The organism is Methylobacterium sp. D53M (assembly GCF_053345625.1).
The window spans coordinates 84,860-102,474 of sequence record NZ_JBKFAL010000012.1 but is presented as its reverse complement, the minus strand read 5'-3'; the positions used below and the strand labels follow the sequence as shown (position 1 = coordinate 102,474).

The window sequence follows — 17,615 nt, the reverse complement described above, 5'->3', positions numbered from 1 at the left end:
CCGGTTCCTTCTCACGGGGCGGCCCGGAGCAGCACGGCCCCGAGGGCCGCGGCGGCCGCCTGCTGGCAGGGCTCGATGACGGGGCACCCGATCGCGGCCTCCACGGCGGCCCGGTGGCGCGCCATGCCGGCGCAGCCGAGCACGATGACGTCGGCGCCGTCGCGCTCGACCAGGGCCCGACCGGCCGCGATCAGGCGCGGGCCCATCGCGGCGTCCGCCGTCTCGGAGGCCCGCGCCTCCACGGGCCGGCTCCCGGCGTAGCGATCCCCAAGGCCCATCTGGCGCACCGTGCGGCGCTGGCGCCGGACGCTGCCCTCCGACAGGGCCACGATGCCGAAGCGCTCGCCGAGCGTCAGGGCCCGCAGGATCCCCCACTCGGCAATGCCCATCACCGGGCGCCCGCTTGCCGCCTCCCGGACGGCGTGCAGGCCCGGATCGCTGAAGCAGGCGATGACGAAGGCGTCGGACGGATCGTCCGCCACGCACCGGACGAGCGGCATCACCACCGAATTCGCGTCCCGCTGGGTCGCGATGCTCTCCGGGCCCTCCGGCAGGTCGGTCACCGCGAGGATGGGGCCGCCCGGCAGCCGCAGCGGCGCTAGGGCGGCGTCGATGGCGGCCGTCACCGCCCGGGACGCGTTCGGGTTGATGATCAGGATGCGCGCGGGCTCGGTGGTGTCGCGAGGCCGCATGGCGCCTTCCCTCTGAATACCGGTCGATCGGGATCGACCGCGATTCCGCGACGTCGACCGACCCATCGTGACCGCGGAAGACCTCAAGCGAAACCCGGGCCGCATGGCCGCCGATCCGATCGGGAGGCACCGTTCTTGCCCGCCCGCTTACGCAAGGGAGAGGTTATCGATGCAGGACGAAGCTCCGGACGCCACCGCCGAAATCACGCTGGTGAAAGGGGCCCGGTGGGTCGTCGCCTGGGATTCGGACAGCGGCGGTCACGTCTACCGCACCGGCGCGGACGTCGCCTTCGCGGACGGCGCCCTCATCCATGTCGGGCCGGGCTACGCGGGTCCCGAGCCGGCCCGGACCGTCGACGCCTCCGGCTGCATGATCATGCCCGGGCTCGTCGACATCCACACGCACCTGTTCTCGGAGCCGATGAACAAGGGGATGTGGGACGAGGTCGGCAGCCAGCGGCTCTACAACACCTCGCTCTACGAGTACCTGCCGATCCTGCGGCCCGACGCTGAGGGGACGCGGGCCGCCTACGGGGTCGCGCTCGCGGAGCTCGCCCTGTCGGGCGTCACCACCGTCTGCGACCTCGCCCTGCCGAGCGCGGGCTGGCTGGATCTCCTCGGCGCCTCGGGCCTGCGGGTCTGCATCGCCCCGATGTTCCGATCCGGGCGCTGGCTCACCCGCAACGGCCACAGCGTGGACTACGAGTGGGACGCGGCGGCGGGCCAGCGCGGCCTGGAGCAGGCCCTCGCCGAGATCGCGGCGGCGGAGGGGCACCCGAGCGGGCGCCTCTCCGGCATGCTCTGCCCGGCGCAGGTCGACACCTGCACGGCGGAGCTGCTGCGGGACGCCCATTCCGAGGCGGTCGCGCGCGACCTGCGCTTCCACACCCACGCGGCGCAGTCCCTGTCGGAATTCCACGAGATCACCCGCCGCACCGGGATGACGCCGATCGAGTGGCTCGACGATCTCGGCGTGCTCACCGAGCGGACCATCGTGGGCCACGGGATCTTCCTCGATGACCATCCCTGGACCCACTGGCACAGCCCGGGCTCGGACCTGCGCCGCCTGGCCGAGCGCGGCGCCACGGTCGCCCACTGCCCGACGGTCTTCGCCCGGCGCGGCATCGCGCTCCACCATTTCGGGCGCTACCTCCAGGCCGGAGTCAACATGGGGATCGGCACCGACGTCTACCCGCACAACATGCTCGACGAGATGCGCCTCGTCTCGTACCTCGCCCGGGTCGTCGCCGAGAATCCCCGCGACACCCGCGCGGCGGACGTGTTCCACGCCGCCACGGTGGGCGGCGCCAGGGCGCTCGGGCGCGAGGACATCGGCCGGCTCGAACCGGGCTGCAAGGCCGACTTCGTGCTCGTGGACTGCGGGCATCCGGCCATGCGCCCGTGCCGCGATCCCGTGCAGTCGCTGATCTACTCGGCCGGCGACCGCGCGGTTCGACAGGTCTTCGTCGGCGGCCGCGAGATCGTCCGCGACGGGCGCGCCCTGACGATCGACTACGCCGCCGCCGCGGCCGCGCTGGAGGAGGCGCAGGGCCGCGCGCTCGCGCAGGTCCGGCAGCTCGACTGGGCCGGGCGCGGCCCCGACGCCATCGCGCCGCCGACCTTCCCGGGGCTGTGAGGCCCCGGAACTCGCCCCCTCAGGCGGGCCGGACGTTCCAGAACGTCGGGAACCCGTCGAGGATCCCGGTGAGGCGGAAGCGGTAGGCGGTCGGCTGCAGGTACTGGCCCAGCGGGTAGTAGGGCACGTCCTGCATCGCCTGGAGCTGGATGTCCCGGCACAGGGCGGCACGCGCCGCCTCGTCCGGGGCGGTGAGCCACGCGTCGCGCAGGGACTCGATCCGCGGGGTCGTGGCCCAGCCGGCGTAGCCGCTCTCGCCGGTGCCGCGCAGGGCGATGTAGCCCGCGGGGTTCAGCCAATCCATGCCGGACCAGTTGGTGACGAAGGCGCTCCAGCCGCCCTCCGAGACCGGCCCCTTTCGGTTGCGCCGCTGCAGCATCGCGTTGAACTCGACCGCGTAGACCTCCACCGTCATGCCGACCCGCTGCAGCAGGTCGGCCGCGACCTGGCCGAGCGCCAGCAGCGGCGCCGAGTTCGACGGCACCATCAGCAGCACGGTCTCGCCGCCGTAGCCGGCCGCCTTGAGATCGGCGCGCACCCGCGCCGGATCGCGCGGATCCGTGAGCGGCTGCAACCCGTCCGTCGAGGCCATCGGCGTGCCCGGGCAGAAGAAGCCGAGGGGCACGTGGAACAGGCCGGGATCCTCGGCGCCGACGACCCCCTGCATGCACGCGGTCTGGTCGATCCCGCCCCAGAGAGCCCGCCGGATCGCCGGGTTGTTGAAGGGCGGCTGCAGGTGGTTGACCCGCAGCATGGTCACGAAGCCGGTCGGGTCGAGGACGCGGGTGCTCACGCCCTTGGCCGCCTGCAGGAGCGCGATCTGGTCGTGCGAGGCGTATTCCTGCCAGTCCGCCTCGCCGGCGATCAGCGCGGAGGTCGCCGTGGAGGTGTCGCCGATGACGCGCCACTCGACCCGGTCGAAATGGACGACCTTCGGACCCGAGGTCCAGGTCAGCGGGCCGTCCGGGCGCGGCACGTAGTCCTCGAAGCGGGTGTAGACGACGCGGTCGCCGGGCACCCGCTCGTCGGGCTTGAAGCGGAACGGTCCCGAGCCGATGAGCTCCGGCACCTGCTGGAACGGGTCGATGGCGGCGAGGCGCTCCGGCATCATGGCGCAGACCGGGACGGACGCCTTGCCCAGCGCGATTGGCAGTAGCGGGAACGGGTGTTTCAGGCGGAACCGGATCGTCCGGTCGTCGGGCGCGGAGAGTTCGTCGGTCGCCTCCATGAGGGAGCCGCCGAACGGGTCGCGCTTCGCCCAGCGCCGCAGCGACGCGACGCAGTCGCGGGCCAGCACCGGCGTCCCGTCGTGGAAGCGCAGGCCCGCCCGCAGGATCAAGTCCCAGCGGCGTCCGTCCACCTCGACCCGATGGCCCTCGACCATCTGCGGCGTGGCGCGATAGGCCGCGTCCATGCCGTAGAGCGTGTCGAAGACCATGTAGCCGTGGTTGCGGGTGATGTACGCGAAGGTCGTCACCGGATCGAGGGTGACGAGATCCTGCTGCGGGATGAAGCGCAGGGTCCGGGCCGCCTCCGCGCGGACGAGGGCCGGCGCCGCGACGGCGCCGGCGACGAGGGCGCCGGCTCCCTGCAACAGCGTGCGTCGCTTCATCCGAGACCTCCCGCTCCGCTCCGGCACCGCGTACCGGTGGGCCGGGTCCCCGCGGGAAGCCCGGCCCGGCATCGCTTGCAGGAATGGGGCCGGCTCCCGCTCGGCGTCGCCGACCAGTCCGCGACCGCGGGAGCGGTACGGCGGCCCGTCAGTTCAAGCTCCGCTTGTGAAAGCAACGCCTCACCGCACCGACAGGGTGCGCGGCAGGTCGGACAGGGGCTCGACCCCGTCTGCGGTGACGATGACGGTCTCCGAGGCGCCGACCGTCCAGGCGCCGTAGCGGCGCAGGGTGGCCGGCAGGTGGAAGACCATGCCGGGCTCGATCGGCCGGTCCTGTCCGGTGAAGAGCGAGAGCAGGGCACCCTCCCCCCAGTCCGGCGCGAAGGCGACGCCCATCGAGTAGCCGATCCGCTTGCGGAAGGCCGGGCCGTAGCCCGACGCGTCGATCACGGCCTGCGCCGCCGCGTGCGGGGCGGCGCAGGGATGGCCGGGGCGGATCGCGCCGAGCGCCGCGTCGAGGGCGCGCAGGGCGCAGTCCATCATCCGCTGCGCCTCGGCCGGCGGCGGGCCGATCCAGACGCTGCGCATCAGCGCCGCGTGGTAGCGGGCGTGGCTGCCGGCGAGCTCGAGGAAGACCGCGTCGCCCGGCTCCAGCCGGCGCCGCCGCCACGTCATGTGCGGCAGACCGCTGCGCGGTCCCGACGAGACCAGGGGCTCCATCGCCATGGCCTCGGACCCGGCAGCCGTCGCGGCCGCCAGCATGGCGGCGGCGACGGCGTTCTCGTCGGTGCCGGCCGCGCAGGCGTCGAGCCCCGCGGCGAGCCCGGCCTGCGCGTACCGGGCGGCGGCCCGGATCGCCGCCAGTTCGGCCGCCGACTTCACCGCCCGCAGGGGCGCGAGCAGGCCCGATCCGTCGGGCAGCGGGCCGCTTCCGAGGGCGGCGTCGATCCGCGCCGCGAGCGCCGGCGCGACGAACCAGCCGTCCCGCTCCAGGGCCGGCCGGGCGACCCCGCGCCCGCGCACGAGGGCCGCCAGGGCCGCGGCCGGGTCGGCGCCGTCCGGGTAGGCCCGGATGTCGTCGAGCCACGTGTTGGCGGCCGCGCCCGGCAGTTCGAGCTGCCGGACCAAGAGGGCCGGGTCGCCGTCCACGGGCACGAGGAGTGCCTGGAAGGCGAAGTAGCCCGCCGTCTGGCGGCCGGTCAGCCAGTAGATCGTCTCCGGGCCGGTCACCACGAGGGCGTCGTGACCGTCACCCGCGATGGCGGCCCGGGCCGCCGCCTGCCGGGCGGCGAACTCCGCCTCCGGGAAGGCCGCCTCGCGGCCGCGCAGCTCCGTGAACTCGTGCATCGCGCCGCCCTCGTCCCAGACTTCGCTCTTACCTCGCTCAGACTTCACTCAGGCGCCGGATGATGCCCTGCTTGAAATTCTCGAGATGGGCCGCGATCGCGTCCGCCGCCGCCGCCGCGTCCTTGGCCCGCAGGGCGGCGACCACCGCGAGGTGCTCGCGATGGACCGCCTCGAACCGCTCGGGCATCCGGCTCAGGTTGAACATCTGCGTCTTGAGCCGCAGGTCCTTGATCGTCTTGGCGAGGGTCGCGTTCTGGCTGTGCTCCGCGATCAGATCGTGGAAGCGCCGGTCGACCTCCCAGTTGCCCGGCGCGTCCGGGTCGCCCGCCGCCAAGAGTGCCTCCATCTGACGCTGCAGGTCCGCCAGCATAGCGTCGGCGATGCGGCCGGTGGCCAGCGCGACGCTCTCCCGCTCCAGCAGGCGGCGGACATGCAGGATCTCGATCAGCTCGCGCAGGGAGAATTCTTTGACCACGAGCATCCCGCCGGGTTGCCGCTCGATCAACCCCTCGGTCTCCAGCCGCGACATCGCCTCGCGGGTCGGGGTCCTGGAGATGTCGAGCATCTCGGCGAGGCGGCGCTCGTGCAGCACGGTGCCGGCCGGAAGGTCGCGGCGGACGAGCATGTCGAGCAGACGGTCGTAGGCCATCTGGCCGAGGCTCTGCTCGCGCCGTGCACTGAGCGCCGTCGTGTACGACGCGGCGTCGAGGGTCTTCATGGTGTCCTCCCGGAGCGGCCGGCTCAGCCGCTCCCCATTCTTGTTCTCGCGCGTCCGTCCTGCCCGCTCACATGGCGGGCGTGCGGATCGGCTCCTTCGGGGCCGGATCATAGCCGATCAGCGGGGTGACGAGCTTGGCGTAGGTACCGTCCGCGACCATCTCGCCGAGCGCCTTGTTGACGGCGGCGTGCAGGTTCGGCTTGCCCTTCTTGATAGCGAAGCCCTTCTGGACCGTGCTCAGCGGGGTCTCGATCATCACCAGGGGCAGCTTGCGCGCCTTGATAGCGTAGTTGCCGGCCACCGCGTCGTTGATCACCGCGTCGATGTTGCCGCCGACGAGGTCCTGCATGGCGTCCGCGGCCGTCTTGTAGCTCTTCAGGGTGGCGCCGTTCTCCTCGGCGAGCTTGCCGAAGGTCGAGGCTGAGAGGGCGCCGACGTTGCGGCCCTTGAGATCTGCCGGCCCCTTGATGCCGGTATCCTTGCGGGTGACGATCCGCGCGCCGGATTCGAGCCATCCGTCCGCGAAGGCGACCTGCTTCTGCCGGGCGGGGGTGATGTCCATCGACTCGCTGGTGATGTCGTACTGATCGGCCATCAGGCCCACCAGCAGGGCGTCGAACTTGATGTTGACCGGGCTGTACTCGAGCCCGAGCCGGCGGCAGACCTCGCGCATGACCCGGACCTCCAGCCCGTCGAGCTCGCCGCTCGGCGTGCGCATGCTGAAGGGCGCGAAGGTGCTGTCCGTCGCCACGATCAGCTTGCCGGGCTCGATCAGCTCCAGCTTGCCCTCGGCCGCGCGGGTCGCGGGGGCGGCGAGGAGGCCTGCGCCGAGGCTGGCGCAGAGGGCGGCGAGGGCGAGGACGTGGCGGCGGTTCATGGCGGTCTCCGGTCTCGGGACGGGGCGGGAAGGATCGGCCGCGGCCCGTCCCGCGGCGGGGGGGCTCAGGACAGGCGGGCGTAGCGCCGCTCGAAATAGGCCGAGAGCTGCGACAGGATCGACGTGAGGCCGAGGTAGATCAGCGCCGCCGCGATGTAGAAATCGAACGGCCGGAAGGTCGTGGCGATCATGAGCTGCGCGTACAGCGTCAGCTCCACCACCGTGATCGTCGACAGCAGCGAGGTATTCTTCACCGCCGAGATCGCCTCGTTGGTCAACGACGGCAGGATCATGCGGAAGACCTGCGGCAGGACGATGCGCACCATCATGATCCGCGGGTTCATGCCGAGCGCCAGCGCCGACTCGATCTGGCCCCTCGGGATCGCCGCGAGGCCGGCCCGGATGGTCTCGGCCACGTAGGCGCCGCTGCTGACGCCCAGCGCGATGATGCCGGCGGTCACGGGCGAGAGCTTCACCCCGATCTGCGGCATGCCGAAATACACGATGAAGACCTGCACGAGGGTCGGCGTGCCGCGGATGAACCAGACGTAGAAGCTCGCCAGCGCCCGGAAGGGCGCGAAGGACGAGCGCTTGCCCAGCGCCCCGAGCAGGCCGCAGGCCCAGCTCACCAGGATGCTCGCCACCGTGACGCCGAGCACCACTAGGGTCGCCGAGAGGAAGCCGGGGCCGTAGGTGACGACCTCGTCCGAGAGGGTGAGCCACCACTCCTGCAACGCCGCGACGCTCATCGCTGTCCCTTCTCCCCGGTGATGGGCCGGCGGCTCACGCCATCTGTCCCGGCGCGGCGGGCTGGTGCAGGACGCGCCGGAGGAACTGGCGCAGCCGCTCGCTCCGGGGGGCGCCGATGATGGCGTCGGGCGGCCCGTCCTCGGCGATCACGCCGCCGTCGAAGAACAGGGTGCGGGTGCCGACATCCCGGGCGAAGGCCATCTCGTGGGTGACGAGCAGCATCGTCATCCCGTCCGCCGCGAGGGAGCCCATCAGCGCCAGCACCTCGCCAACCAGTTCTGGGTCGAGGGCCGAGGTCACCTCGTCGAACAGCATCACCTTGGGCGCCATCGCCAGGGCGCGCACGATCGCCACGCGCTGCTGCTGCCCGCCCGAGAGCTTCGACGGGTAGGCGTGCCGCTTCTCGTAGAGGCCGATGCGCTGGAGCAGCGCCTCCGCCTCCGCGACGGCCTGCCGGCGCGGCATCCGCCGCACCCGGATCGGCGCCTCGATGACGTTCTCCAGCACGGTCATGTGCGGCCAGAGATTGTAGCTCTGGAAGACCATGCCGATCCGCGCCCGCAACTCGCAGAGCTGCTGCGGCGTCGGCTGGCGGCGGGCGCCCTGCTCGTAGTCGAAGGCGAAGCGCTCGAAATCCATGAAGCCGGAGGTCGGCGTCTCCATGAGGTTCAGGCAGCGCAGGAACGTGCTCTTGCCCGAGCCGCTCGCACCGATGATCGACACGACCTCGCCCTCGTGGATGTCGAGGGAGATGCCCTTCAGGACCTCGTTGGTGCCGTAGCTCTTGTGCAGCTTCCTGATCTTCAGGAGCGGGGGCGCGGCCGTCTCGATCTGAGCCATCGTCGAACCTGATGTCGTGCGATCGTGGCGCAGATCAATGCTTCGATCAGCGTGCAGAACGCGTTAGTTGACTGTGTTATTGTGCATCAAATCTCTCAATGTGGAGATTTAATTTTTCATCCGGCGACGTTTTACATTGCCAAGCTGGATGGAATGCCTTAGCAGAACCGGTATACCGCCGGCATTCAAGCGGTATTTTTGAGCATGGCTGCCTCCGACATGGTCATCGAGCTTCCGGGCCCCGGTATTCCCTTCGCGACCGCGCCGGGCGCGTGCCTCATTGTTCAGCCGATGGACCGGGTCGGACCCGCGCGGCAGCCGGCATGACCCGGCTCGCGATCGATCCGGATCTCTGCGTGGGCCTGTTCGCCGAGCTCCTGAGCTTCAGCCAGGACGCGCCGGGCGTGACGCGGGCGGCCTACGGCGTCGGCGAGGAGCGCGCCCACGCCCTGATGCGGGCCACCGGGCTGGCGCTGGGGCTCGCCGCCGAGACCGACGCGGCCGGCAACCTGTTCCTGACGATGGCGGGCCGCGACCCGGCACTGGCGCCCTGGATGGTCGGCTCGCACGTCGACACGGTGCCCCACGGGGGCAATTTCGACGGGGCGGCGGGCGTGATCGGCGGCCTCGCGGCCGTGGAGGCCCTGCGCCGGGCTGGGATCGTGCCGGCGCGTCCCGTGACGGTGGCGGTGTTCCGGGCCGAGGAGAGCGTGTGGTTCCCGGCCTCCTACGTCGGCAGCCGGGCCGCGCTCGGCCTGCTGCCGCCGGAGGTGCTCGACCTGCCCCGCGCCGATACCGGCCGGAGCCTGCGCGACCACATGGCCGAACTCGGCCTGCGGCCGGGGGCGGTGGCGCGGGGCGAGCGGCTCCTCGATCCGGCGCGGATCCACGGCTTCGTCGAGATGCACATCGAGCAGGGCCCGGCGCTGGAGGCGGCCGGGCTCCCCGTGGGCTTCGTCACGGCGATCAGCGGCAGCTTCCGCTACCGCAAGGCGGCCTGCTTCGGCCGCTACGGCCATTCCGGCGCCGTGGCGCGGAGCGAGCGCAGCGACGCCGTCTTCGCCCTCGCCGACCTGATCACCGGCCTGGACGGCCTCTGGGGCGCGCTCGAGGCGGAGGGATGCCCGGCCACGATCACGCTGGGCGAGGTCGCCACCGACCCGGTCCAGCACGCCTTCGCCAAGATCCCCGGCGAGGTCCGCTTCTGCCTCGACGTGCGCAGCACCGAGCCGGCCGTTCTCGACCGGGTCGAGGCGGCGCTCGCCGAGCATATCGCCGCCATCGAGGCCGCCCGCTCGGTACGCTTCGTGCTGGGCGAGCGCACCGGCAGCACGCCGGCGCGGATGAGCGCCGCGCTGGTCGAGGCCCTGTCCGGCCACGCGCGCCGGCTCGGGACGCCGTTCCGCACGATGGCGAGCGGGGCGGGGCACGACACCGCGACGCTGGCCGGCCAGGGCGTGCCGAGCACGATGATCTTCATCCGCAACCAGAACGGCAGCCACAACCCGGACGAGGCGATGCGGATCGCGGATCTGTGCGCCGCCGCCACCCTGGTGGCCCACCTGGTCGCCGAAGCCTGACCCCGCGCGAGAGAAGGGATGCACCGATGATCGTCGATCTGAACTGCGACATGGGCGAGGGCTTCGGCGTCTACCGTCTGGGCGACGACGCCGAGATGCTGACCGTGGCGACCTCGGCCAACATCGCCTGCGGCTTCCACGCCGGCGACCCGCTGGTGATGCACGAGACCCTGAGCCGCGCCGCCGCGAACGGCGTGCAAGCGGGCGCCCACCCGAGCTTCCTCGACCTCTGGGGCTTCGGCCGGCGGCCGATCCACGGCGAGCGCCCCGCCGACATCGAGAAGGCGGTGCTCTACCAGGTCGGCGCGCTGGTGGCGCTGGCGCAGGATGCCGGCTGCCCGGTGCGCCACGTGAAGACCCACGGGGCCATGGGCAACATGGCCAACGAGGATGCCGACCTCGCTCTGGCGGTGGCCCGGGCGGTCCGCACCCTCGACCGCGACCTGATCTTCGTGGTGATGCCCGGCCTGGAGACCGAGCGGGCCGGCGAGAAGCTCGGGCTGCCGATCGCGCGCGAGATCTACGCCGACCGCGCCTACGCGGATGACGGCACCCTGGTCTCGCGCAAGCTCCCCGGCGCCGTGCTGCACGATCCCGATTCCGTCTCGGAGCGCGTGGCGCGGATGCTGGAGGACGGGGCGATCACCTGCCTGTCCGGGCGGCGCATCCCGACGCGGATCGACACGGTCTGCGTCCACGGCGACACGCCCGGCGCGGTCGCCATGGCGCGCCGCCTGCGCGACGACTGCGCCGCCAAGGGGATCGCCCTGCGCCCGATGGCCGAGGTGCTCGGTGTCTGAGCCCGGCTACCGCCTCCTCGATAGCGGCGACCGGGCGCTCACGGTGGAGCTCGGCCGCGCGGTCGATCCCGCGATCAACGCGCGGGTCATCGCCCTCGACGCGGCGCTCCGTGGCGCCGGGCGCCCGGGCCTCTTGGAGACCGTGCCGACCTACCGCTCGCTCCTCGTCCTCTACGATCCGGACCTGCTGCCCCGGGCCGACCTCGCCGCGCTGATCGCCGCGCACTGGCCGCCGCCGGACGGGGCGGCGGGCTCGCTGCGCCGCTGGCGGGTGCCGGTCCATTACGGCGGCGCGCACGGCGCCGACCTCGACGACCTCGCCGCCGGGGCCGGGCTCAGCCCGGAGGCGGTGATCGCCCTTCATTCCGGCCGCGACTACCGCGTCTACATGATCGGCTTCGCCCCCGGCTTCGCCTATCTGGGCGGCCTCGATCCCCGGCTCTACGCGAGCCGGCGCACCGATCCCCGACCCAGGACCCCGGCGGGCAGCGTCTCGATCGGCGGGAACCAGACCGGCGTCTCGCCGCCCCTGGAGCTGCCGAGCGGCTGGCAGCTCATCGGCCGCACGCCCGCGCGCTCCTACGATCCGGGCCGGGCCGAGCCGTTCCTGTTCGCGGCCGGCGACCTGATCCGGTTCGAGCCGATCGACCGCGCCGCGTTCGACGGCCTCAGCGAGGCCGCCCGCGCCGGCGAGACCGTCGCGACCCTGGAGCGGATCGATGCCTGAGGGCCTGCGCGTCATCGCCCCCGGCGTGGCCTCGACCCTGCAGGATGCCGGGCGGCCGGGCTACCTGCGCTACGGCATCTCGGGGTCCGGCGCGATGGATCCCGACCTGCTGGCCCTGGCCAACGGCCTCGTCGGCAACCCGCTCGACGCCGCGGTGATCGAGATGGCGATGGTCGGTCCGACCCTCGCCTGCGAGACGGATATCTGCCGCGTCGCCCTCGCCGGCGCGCCCTTCGCGATGAGCCTGAACGGCCGCGCCCTCGACCCGTTCACGGCCCACGACCTGCGGCGGGGCGACCGGCTCGTCCTGGGCGGACCGCGGCAGGGCCTGCGCGCCTGCCTCGCGGTCGCCGGGGGCTTCGCCGTCGCGCCGATGCTCGGCAGCGTGGCGACGCACACCCGCACCCGCCTCGGCGGCCTCGACGGTCATCCCCTGGCCGCGGGCGACCTGCTGCCCCTCGCGGCGCCCGCGCCCCGCGACCGTCCGCTGACCCTGCCGCCGGCCCACCGGCCGACCTTCGGTGGCCCGATCCGGGTGGTGCTCGGGCCGCAGGCCGACGGCTTCACCGAGGACGGCCTGCGGACGTTCCTCTCCGAGCCCTACACCCTCACGGCGCGGGCGGACCGGATGGGCTGCCACCTCGACGGGCCGCCGATCGCCCACGCGGACGGTTTCAACATCGTCTCGGACGGGATCGTGAACGGCTCGATCCAGGTGCCCGGACACGGGCGCCCGCTGATCCTGCTGGCCGACCGCCACACCACCGGCGGCTACCCGAAGATCGCCACCGTGATCTCGGCGGATCTCGGCCGCCTCGCGCAGGTGCGGCCGGGGGAGACGATCCGGTTCGCGGCCGTCGCCGTCGCGGAGGCCCAGGTCATCGCCCGCGCCGCGCGAAGCGCTCTGGCCGCGCGGCTGACGGCGCTGGTGCCGGCCGGCGGCGGCGATCTCGACAGCGCGTTCCTGCTGTCCTGCAACCTCGTCGGCGGCGTCGTCTCGGCGCGTGCCCCCGATCCGGCGCCCTGACGGCGCCGCACCTCCTCCATCCAGCAAGAGACCGTCGATGCTCACGCCGTTCCACCTCGCCTACCACGTCACCGACCTCGACGCGGCGCGCCGCTTCTACGGGGGCGTCCTCGGCTGCCAGGAGGGCCGCAGCACCGAGACCTGGGTCGATTTCGACTTCTTCGGCCATCAGCTGTCGCTGCACCTGGGCGAGCCCTTCGCCACCACCCGGAGCGGGAAGGTCGGCGACCACACGGTGATGATGCCGCATCTGGGCGTGGTGCTGCCGCTCGACGCCTGGGAGGCGCTCGCCGGCCGTGTCGAGGCGGCCGGCATCGCCTTCGACATCCCGCCCGTCGTCCGCTTCGCCGGCGAGCCCGGCGAGCAGCGCACGATGTTCTTCTTCGACCCGAGCGGCAATCCGATCGAGATCAAGGGTTTCCGGGATCTGGCCGGCGTCTTCGCGCACTGAGGCGCGTATCCGCGAAGCCGCCCGTCGCCGGAGCGGCGACGGGCGGCCAGGACGCGACGTCCGTCAGGCGCGGCGGGCGTTCCAGAAGACGAACTGGCCGTCGACCACGTCCCGGAGGTCGCGCCGGAAGGCCGTCCGGTAGAAGTACTGGCCGGTCGGCAGGTACGGCACGTCGCGCATCGCCAGGGTCTGCATCCGGGCCGCGATCGCCTGGCGCGCGGCCTGGTCCGGCGCCTCGATCCAGGCCTCGCGCAGGCTCTCCAGTTCGGGCAGGTCCGGCCAGCCGAAGAAGCCCTTCGGGCCGCCGCAGCGCAGGACCTGCTCCACGACCGGGTTCGCCATGTCGAGGCCGGTCCAGGTCGTGGTGAAGATGTTCCAGCCGCCCTGGTCGGGGGGCGCCTTGCTGGCGCGGCGGGTGACCAGCGTGCCCCAGTCGGACACGACGTACTGCACGTTCATCCCGAGGCGCTGGAGCAGGTCGTGCATGATCTCGCCGAGGGCGCCGAGCACGGGGTTCTCGCTCGTCGACATGAGCACGACGCGCTCGCCCTGGTAGCCGGCCGCCACGAGGTCGCGCTTGGCCTTGGCGAGATCGCGCGGCCGGGTGAGCACGTCGAGCCCGGCATCGGTGGCCATCGCGGTCCCCGGCGTGAACAGGCCGACATCCTTGCGCCACAGCTTGGGATCGTCGCCGGCGGCCGCCGCCATGAAGTCTGCCTGGGACAGGGCCTCGAGGACCACGCGCCGGACCGCGGGCTTGTCGAAGGGCGGATGGAGATGATTCATCACGCCGGTGCCGAGATTGCCGAGCGGCGAGGCGAGCTGCGTGGCGATCTGCGGGTGCGCCTGAAGCGTCGGCACGAGATCGCTGATCGGGTTCTCCCACCAGTCGACCTCGCCGTTCTGAAGGGCGGCGGCCGCGGTGCCGGGATCCGGCATGACCTGCCACTCGACTCGCTCGAAATGGACACGCTTCGGCCCCGCCACCCAGGAGACCGGGCCGTTCTCCCGGGGCCGGTAGTCCGGGTTGCGGTCGTAGACCACGCGGGCGCCGACGAGCCGCTCCTTGGTGTTGAACCGGAACGGCCCGGAGCCGATCAGCTCGGGGATCTGCTGGGCCGGGTCGGTGGCGGCGAGGCGCTCGGGCATGATGACGAGGACCGGCGGACCGAGCTTCGCCAGCGTCTCGAGCATCAGCCCGTAGGGCCGCTTCAGGCGAATGACGAAGGTGCGGTCGTCCGGCGCCTCCAGGGCGTCCGTGCGCGCCATCAGGGCCTGCCCGAGGCTGTCGCGTTGCGCCCACCGCCGGATCGACGCGACGCAGTCGCGGCCCCGCACCGGCTCGCCGTCGTGGAATCTCAGGCCCTCGCGCAGCCGGAAGGTCCAGCGCCGCCCGTCCTCCTCGACCGTGTGGCCCTCGACCATCTGCGGCTGCGGCGTGAACTGCGCGTCGAGGCCGTAGAGCTGGTCGAACACCATCAACGCGTGGTTGCGCGTGACGTAGGCCGTGGTCGTCACCGGATCGACGATGGTGAGGTCGGATTGCGGCACGAAGCGCAGGACGCTCGCCCGGCCGCCCTGGGCGAGGGCCGGGCGGGCCGGCAGGAAGGGCGCGGCGGCCGCGGCGGCGGCACCGCCCAGGAAGGTTCGTCGCAGCATGGGGTCACTCCTGGCGTTCCGGGTCAGGCGGACGGGGACGCAGCGCCGGTCGGCCTTCCGTGCGAGGCCAATTTCTGCGGGCGCAGTCCGCGGGAGCACAACCTGCAAGGGCCGTTCCGCCCCGGCCGGTCACGGGGTGCGGACGGCCTCTTCGGCCCGCCGGCGCAGGGCCGCGCGGTCGATCTTGCCGGTCGAGGCGAGCGGCAGCGCCTCGACGAACCAGACCCGACGCGGGTGCTGGTAGGCCGGCGCGTGTTCGAGCGCGTAATCCTTGAGAGCGGCCTCGTCGACGGTGGCGGCGGGCCGGCGGACCACGAAGGCGACCGGCTTGGTGCCCTTGATGGCGTCGTCCACCGGCACCACGCAGGCCTGGAGCACCGCGGGGTGGCGCTCCAGCACCAGCTCGACCTCGCCCGGAAAGATGTTCTCGCCGCCGGAGACGAACATGTCGTCGGTCCGCCCGAGGAAGTAGAAGAACCCGTCCGCGTCGCGGCGGAAGACGTCGCCGGTGTCGTAGAACCCGTCCGCGGTGATCGGGACGGGCACGTCTGGCCGGTTGTGGTAGCCGAGCATGATCGCGGGGCTGCGCATCTGCAGGATCCCGGTCTCCGGGGCGTCCGGTCCGACGAGGCGCACCGCCACCTGGGGATGCGGCGCGCCGACCGACGCGACCGGCGTCGGCAGGCCGTCCGGATGGTCGCCGAACACGACCGGGCCGCCCTCGGTGGTCCCGTAGGCGTTGAGGATGCGGGCGTTCGGCAGGAGGGCGCGGATCTGCCGGGCGAGGGTGTCGTTGACCGGCGCCGAGCCCATCCGGACCGTCCGCACGTCGGTGAGGTCGGCTTCCGCGAGGAGATCCGGCTCCCGCAGCATCATGGCGATCATCGGCGGCACGGCGGTGAGCCACGTGCAGCGGTACCGGTCGATCGCCGCGATGTAGGCCCGCGCCTCGAATTGCGGCAGCAGCACCATCGTGGCGCCGGCCGCGCAGACGAGGAGCGCCAGGGCGAGCGCGTTCATGTGGTAGAGCGGCGCCGCCACGAGCAGCCGGTCGTCGCGCAGGTCCGTCTCCGCGGCGCGGGTCCGCGCCACCCAGAGGTGGCTGGCATGGCTCAGCCGCACGCCCTTCGGCCGGCCCGTCGAGCCGGACGTGTAGAGGAACAGGGCCGCCTCGTCGGGCTCGGGCACGACCGGCACGAACGGACCGGGGTCGAGCCAGGCCGCGAAGCCCTCCGGCCCGTCATCGTCGAACCCGGCGATCCGGATATCGGGGCCGAGATCGGCCAGCAGCGCCCGGCGCGGGCCGTCGCAGAGCACGAGCCGCGCCCCGCAATCGGCGAGCACGGCGGCGATCGTGGCCGGCGGGAACTTGTGATTGACCGGGACCGGGACCACGCCGGCGCGCATCGCCCCGAGCAGCGCCGCGATCGTGTCGGGCCGGTTGGCCGCGAGGATCGCGACCCGCGCGCCGCGGGCGATCCCGCCGCGCAGCAGGCCGCGGGCGAAGGCGTCGGCCCGGGCGTCGAGGCCGGCGCGGGTCATCACCGCGGGCTCGCCATCCGGGCCGACGCCGATGATCCGCGGCCTGTCCGGCGGGCCGGACCGGTCGACGAGGTCGCCGAGATTGGTCGGAGCCGTGGCCGCGCGCGTCATGGGGCCGCCCTGCACACGAGACGGAGGTCGAAGGCCGGTAGCGTCAGCGTGGCCGCGTCCGGCCCGTGCCGAACCCAGGCCGCCTCCGGGAGCGCGCCCGCGCGGGCTTCGAGGGCGTCGAGGTCGCGGAAGCGCAACGCCAGGGCGGAGAAGCGGGCGGCCGGCCCCGGCACGATCGCCACCCGCGTCTCGCCGAGCCGGAGGGTCCGGACGCCGCCCGCGGCCTCGGCCGGGGCGCCGCTCGCGCTCGCGTAGAGGGCGGCGTCGGCCTCCGGCGCCGGGCTCTCGATCGTCAGCGCGTCGAGCCCCGAGAACCCGTTCGGATGGTCGAGCCATTCGGGGCGCCAGACGAGATCCGGGGTCAGGTGCTCGCAATGGTAGAGGCGCCCCGCCGGGAACCTTTCGACCGGCACCCGCACCGTGCGGAACCGGGCCGTTTCCTCGCGGCCGTCGACGGTCACGGGGCGCGTGAAGGCGACGGGCGGCCCGGCCGCGAGCCCCGCCGCGGCGAGGCGGGCATGCGTCGCGTCGGCGTCCCGGCTCGCCACGACGAGCCCGTTCAGGCCGAACGGGCTGTCCAGAACGTCCTGCCGCTGCGGACCCGTCTCGGGCAGGCCGACGAGTTCGAGGTAGGGTCCGGCCGTCATCATCAGGTGGTTGACGGAGCCCAGCGAGTGGTGGCCGCGCGGCGTCAACCGGAAGCCGAGGGCGGCGAACAGGTCCGCCGCCTCGTCCATCCGCCGCAGCACGTTGATCACGACGTGGTCGAGGGCCCCATCCGCCGGGGCGACGGGGGCCGGTCCGGTCATTTCGGCGGCGCCGTCATGTAGACGCCGCGGCCGCTCGCGAGCAGGCGCCCCTCCGGGTCGAGGATCTGCGCCTCGGCCACCGAGAGCTGGTTGCCGAACTTCACCACCGTGCCGCGGCAGGTGAGATCGCCCTGCATCGCGGCCCGGTGGTAATCGACCCGCAGGTCCACGGTGGGGACGCCCCGGCCGGTCTTGGAGACTAGCGCCCAATCGGCGGTGAGGTCGACCAGCGTCGCCAGGATGCCGCCGTGGACGTAGCCGCGCTCGGCGTTGACGACCCATTCCGGCCGCCACGTCGCCTTCAGTTCGATCGTCCCATCGCCGACGGCGACGACGGAGAGGCCGAGCCACTGGTGGAACGGGCCGCGCAGCAGCAGCGCCTCGACCTGCTCCTTGGTGAGGGGGGTGTCGGACATGGCTTCGAGATCTCCTCGGGC

General features: G+C 72.9%; 17 protein-coding genes. 6 read left to right on the top strand and 11 right to left on the bottom strand.

Translation table 11 applies throughout. The annotated features are described in order from the left end of the window. Positions 1-11: 11 nt before the first annotated feature. Positions 12-692, bottom strand: coding sequence for an aspartate/glutamate racemase family protein (locus tag ACLBYG_RS17805; protein ID WP_447682269.1), 681 nt, complete (start codon positions 690-692; stop codon positions 12-14). A gap of 169 nt (positions 693-861) precedes the next feature. Here ACLBYG_RS17805 and ACLBYG_RS17800 point away from each other — a divergent pair, with 169 nt between their 5' ends. After that, the gene (locus ACLBYG_RS17800) at positions 862-2,328 is read left to right on the top strand and encodes an amidohydrolase family protein (RefSeq protein WP_447682268.1); all 1,467 of its coding nucleotides are present in this window, start codon (positions 862-864) and stop codon (positions 2,326-2,328) included. Positions 2,329-2,347: 19 nt separating this feature from the next. Here the strand turns inward: ACLBYG_RS17800 and ACLBYG_RS17795 are convergent, their stop codons facing one another. The 6 genes from ACLBYG_RS17795 to ACLBYG_RS17770 form a co-directional block, all read right to left on the bottom strand. Continuing rightward, positions 2,348-3,940 carry an ABC transporter substrate-binding protein gene (locus ACLBYG_RS17795; protein WP_447682267.1) on the bottom strand — a complete coding sequence of 531 codons (1,593 nt, stop codon included), beginning with the start codon at positions 3,938-3,940 and terminating at the stop codon, positions 2,348-2,350. Between the two features lie 180 nt (positions 3,941-4,120). Next, complete coding sequence (locus ACLBYG_RS17790; protein WP_447682266.1) at positions 4,121-5,287, bottom strand: M24 family metallopeptidase; 1,167 nt, start codon at positions 5,285-5,287, stop codon at positions 4,121-4,123. 37 nt (positions 5,288-5,324) lie between these two features. Then, positions 5,325-6,005, bottom strand: a complete 681-nt coding sequence (locus ACLBYG_RS17785; RefSeq protein ID WP_447682265.1) for a GntR family transcriptional regulator — start codon at positions 6,003-6,005, stop codon at positions 5,325-5,327. Positions 6,006-6,072: 67 nt separating this feature from the next. Continuing rightward, positions 6,073-6,882, bottom strand: coding sequence for a transporter substrate-binding domain-containing protein (locus ACLBYG_RS17780; RefSeq protein WP_447682264.1), 810 nt, complete (start codon positions 6,880-6,882; stop codon positions 6,073-6,075). Positions 6,883-6,947: 65 nt separating this feature from the next. Next, positions 6,948-7,631: an amino acid ABC transporter permease gene (locus ACLBYG_RS17775; RefSeq protein ID WP_447682263.1), complete on the bottom strand. Its 684-nt coding sequence runs from the start codon at positions 7,629-7,631 to the stop codon at positions 6,948-6,950. Between the two features lie 34 nt (positions 7,632-7,665). Continuing rightward, positions 7,666-8,472, bottom strand: coding sequence for an amino acid ABC transporter ATP-binding protein (locus tag ACLBYG_RS17770; RefSeq protein ID WP_447682262.1), 807 nt, complete (start codon positions 8,470-8,472; stop codon positions 7,666-7,668). A 323-nt stretch (positions 8,473-8,795) separates the two neighbouring features. Here ACLBYG_RS17770 and ACLBYG_RS17765 point away from each other — a divergent pair, with 323 nt between their 5' ends. Genes ACLBYG_RS17765 through ACLBYG_RS17745 form a run of 5 tightly spaced genes read left to right on the top strand, consistent with a single transcriptional unit; the run spans position 8,796 to position 13,057 of the window. Beyond that, positions 8,796-10,052 (top strand): Zn-dependent hydrolase, encoded by a 1,257-nt coding sequence (locus ACLBYG_RS17765; protein WP_447682261.1) that lies wholly within the window; start codon positions 8,796-8,798, stop codon positions 10,050-10,052. A 26-nt stretch (positions 10,053-10,078) separates the two neighbouring features. Further along, positions 10,079-10,852, top strand: a complete 774-nt coding sequence (locus ACLBYG_RS17760; protein WP_447682260.1) for a LamB/YcsF family protein — start codon at positions 10,079-10,081, stop codon at positions 10,850-10,852. After that, positions 10,845-11,579 (top strand): 5-oxoprolinase subunit PxpB, encoded by a 735-nt coding sequence (pxpB, locus tag ACLBYG_RS17755; RefSeq protein WP_056527022.1) that lies wholly within the window; start codon positions 10,845-10,847, stop codon positions 11,577-11,579. Before ACLBYG_RS17760 ends, pxpB begins: the two co-directional genes overlap by 8 nt. Next, positions 11,572-12,606: a 5-oxoprolinase subunit C family protein gene (locus tag ACLBYG_RS17750; RefSeq protein WP_056527025.1), complete on the top strand. Its 1,035-nt coding sequence runs from the start codon at positions 11,572-11,574 to the stop codon at positions 12,604-12,606. The genes pxpB and ACLBYG_RS17750 overlap by 8 nt, the downstream gene beginning before the upstream one ends. A gap of 37 nt (positions 12,607-12,643) precedes the next feature. Beyond that, the gene (locus tag ACLBYG_RS17745; protein ID WP_012329553.1) at positions 12,644-13,057 is read left to right on the top strand and encodes a VOC family protein; all 414 of its coding nucleotides are present in this window, start codon (positions 12,644-12,646) and stop codon (positions 13,055-13,057) included. A gap of 63 nt (positions 13,058-13,120) precedes the next feature. Here the strand turns inward: ACLBYG_RS17745 and ACLBYG_RS17740 are convergent, their stop codons facing one another. The 4 genes from ACLBYG_RS17740 to ACLBYG_RS17725 all read right to left on the bottom strand — a co-directional run bounded on the left by ACLBYG_RS17740 (position 13,121) and on the right by ACLBYG_RS17725 (position 17,594). After that, positions 13,121-14,716 (bottom strand): ABC transporter substrate-binding protein, encoded by a 1,596-nt coding sequence (locus ACLBYG_RS17740; protein WP_447682259.1) that lies wholly within the window; start codon positions 14,714-14,716, stop codon positions 13,121-13,123. Positions 14,717-14,845: 129 nt separating this feature from the next. After that, complete coding sequence (locus tag ACLBYG_RS17735) at positions 14,846-16,369, bottom strand: class I adenylate-forming enzyme family protein (RefSeq protein WP_447682258.1); 1,524 nt, start codon at positions 16,367-16,369, stop codon at positions 14,846-14,848. Continuing rightward, entirely contained in the window at positions 16,366-17,178 is an 813-nt protein-coding gene (locus tag ACLBYG_RS17730) for a VOC family protein (RefSeq protein WP_447682257.1), read from the bottom strand. Before ACLBYG_RS17730 ends, ACLBYG_RS17735 begins: the two co-directional genes overlap by 4 nt. Beyond that, positions 17,175-17,594, bottom strand: a complete 420-nt coding sequence (locus tag ACLBYG_RS17725) for a PaaI family thioesterase (protein ID WP_020094480.1) — start codon at positions 17,592-17,594, stop codon at positions 17,175-17,177. Before ACLBYG_RS17725 ends, ACLBYG_RS17730 begins: the two co-directional genes overlap by 4 nt. Between the last annotated feature and the right edge of the window lie 21 nt (positions 17,595-17,615).

What these genes read in the sequence shown, in the direction of transcription:
- ACLBYG_RS17805 (WP_447682269.1), bottom strand. Translation starts at nt 692, where the DNA reads ATGCGGCCTCGCGACACCACCGAGCCCGCGCGCATCCTGATCATCAAC.
- ACLBYG_RS17800 (WP_447682268.1), top strand. Translation starts at nt 862, where the DNA reads ATGCAGGACGAAGCTCCGGACGCCACCGCCGAAATCACGCTGGTGAAA.
- ACLBYG_RS17795 (WP_447682267.1), bottom strand. Translation starts at nt 3,940, where the DNA reads ATGAAGCGACGCACGCTGTTGCAGGGAGCCGGCGCCCTCGTCGCCGGC.
- ACLBYG_RS17790 (WP_447682266.1), bottom strand. Translation starts at nt 5,287, where the DNA reads ATGCACGAGTTCACGGAGCTGCGCGGCCGCGAGGCGGCCTTCCCGGAG.
- ACLBYG_RS17785 (WP_447682265.1), bottom strand. Translation starts at nt 6,005, where the DNA reads ATGAAGACCCTCGACGCCGCGTCGTACACGACGGCGCTCAGTGCACGG.
- ACLBYG_RS17780 (WP_447682264.1), bottom strand. Translation starts at nt 6,882, where the DNA reads ATGAACCGCCGCCACGTCCTCGCCCTCGCCGCCCTCTGCGCCAGCCTC.
- ACLBYG_RS17775 (WP_447682263.1), bottom strand. Translation starts at nt 7,631, where the DNA reads ATGAGCGTCGCGGCGTTGCAGGAGTGGTGGCTCACCCTCTCGGACGAG.
- ACLBYG_RS17770 (WP_447682262.1), bottom strand. Translation starts at nt 8,472, where the DNA reads ATGGCTCAGATCGAGACGGCCGCGCCCCCGCTCCTGAAGATCAGGAAG.
- ACLBYG_RS17765 (WP_447682261.1), top strand. Translation starts at nt 8,796, where the DNA reads ATGACCCGGCTCGCGATCGATCCGGATCTCTGCGTGGGCCTGTTCGCC.
- ACLBYG_RS17760 (WP_447682260.1), top strand. Translation starts at nt 10,079, where the DNA reads ATGATCGTCGATCTGAACTGCGACATGGGCGAGGGCTTCGGCGTCTAC.
- ACLBYG_RS17750 (WP_056527025.1), top strand. Translation starts at nt 11,572, where the DNA reads ATGCCTGAGGGCCTGCGCGTCATCGCCCCCGGCGTGGCCTCGACCCTG.
- ACLBYG_RS17745 (WP_012329553.1), top strand. Translation starts at nt 12,644, where the DNA reads ATGCTCACGCCGTTCCACCTCGCCTACCACGTCACCGACCTCGACGCG.
- ACLBYG_RS17740 (WP_447682259.1), bottom strand. Translation starts at nt 14,716, where the DNA reads ATGCTGCGACGAACCTTCCTGGGCGGTGCCGCCGCCGCGGCCGCCGCG.
- ACLBYG_RS17735 (WP_447682258.1), bottom strand. Translation starts at nt 16,369, where the DNA reads ATGACGCGCGCGGCCACGGCTCCGACCAATCTCGGCGACCTCGTCGAC.
- ACLBYG_RS17730 (WP_447682257.1), bottom strand. Translation starts at nt 17,178, where the DNA reads ATGACCGGACCGGCCCCCGTCGCCCCGGCGGATGGGGCCCTCGACCAC.
- ACLBYG_RS17725 (WP_020094480.1), bottom strand. Translation starts at nt 17,594, where the DNA reads ATGTCCGACACCCCCCTCACCAAGGAGCAGGTCGAGGCGCTGCTGCTG.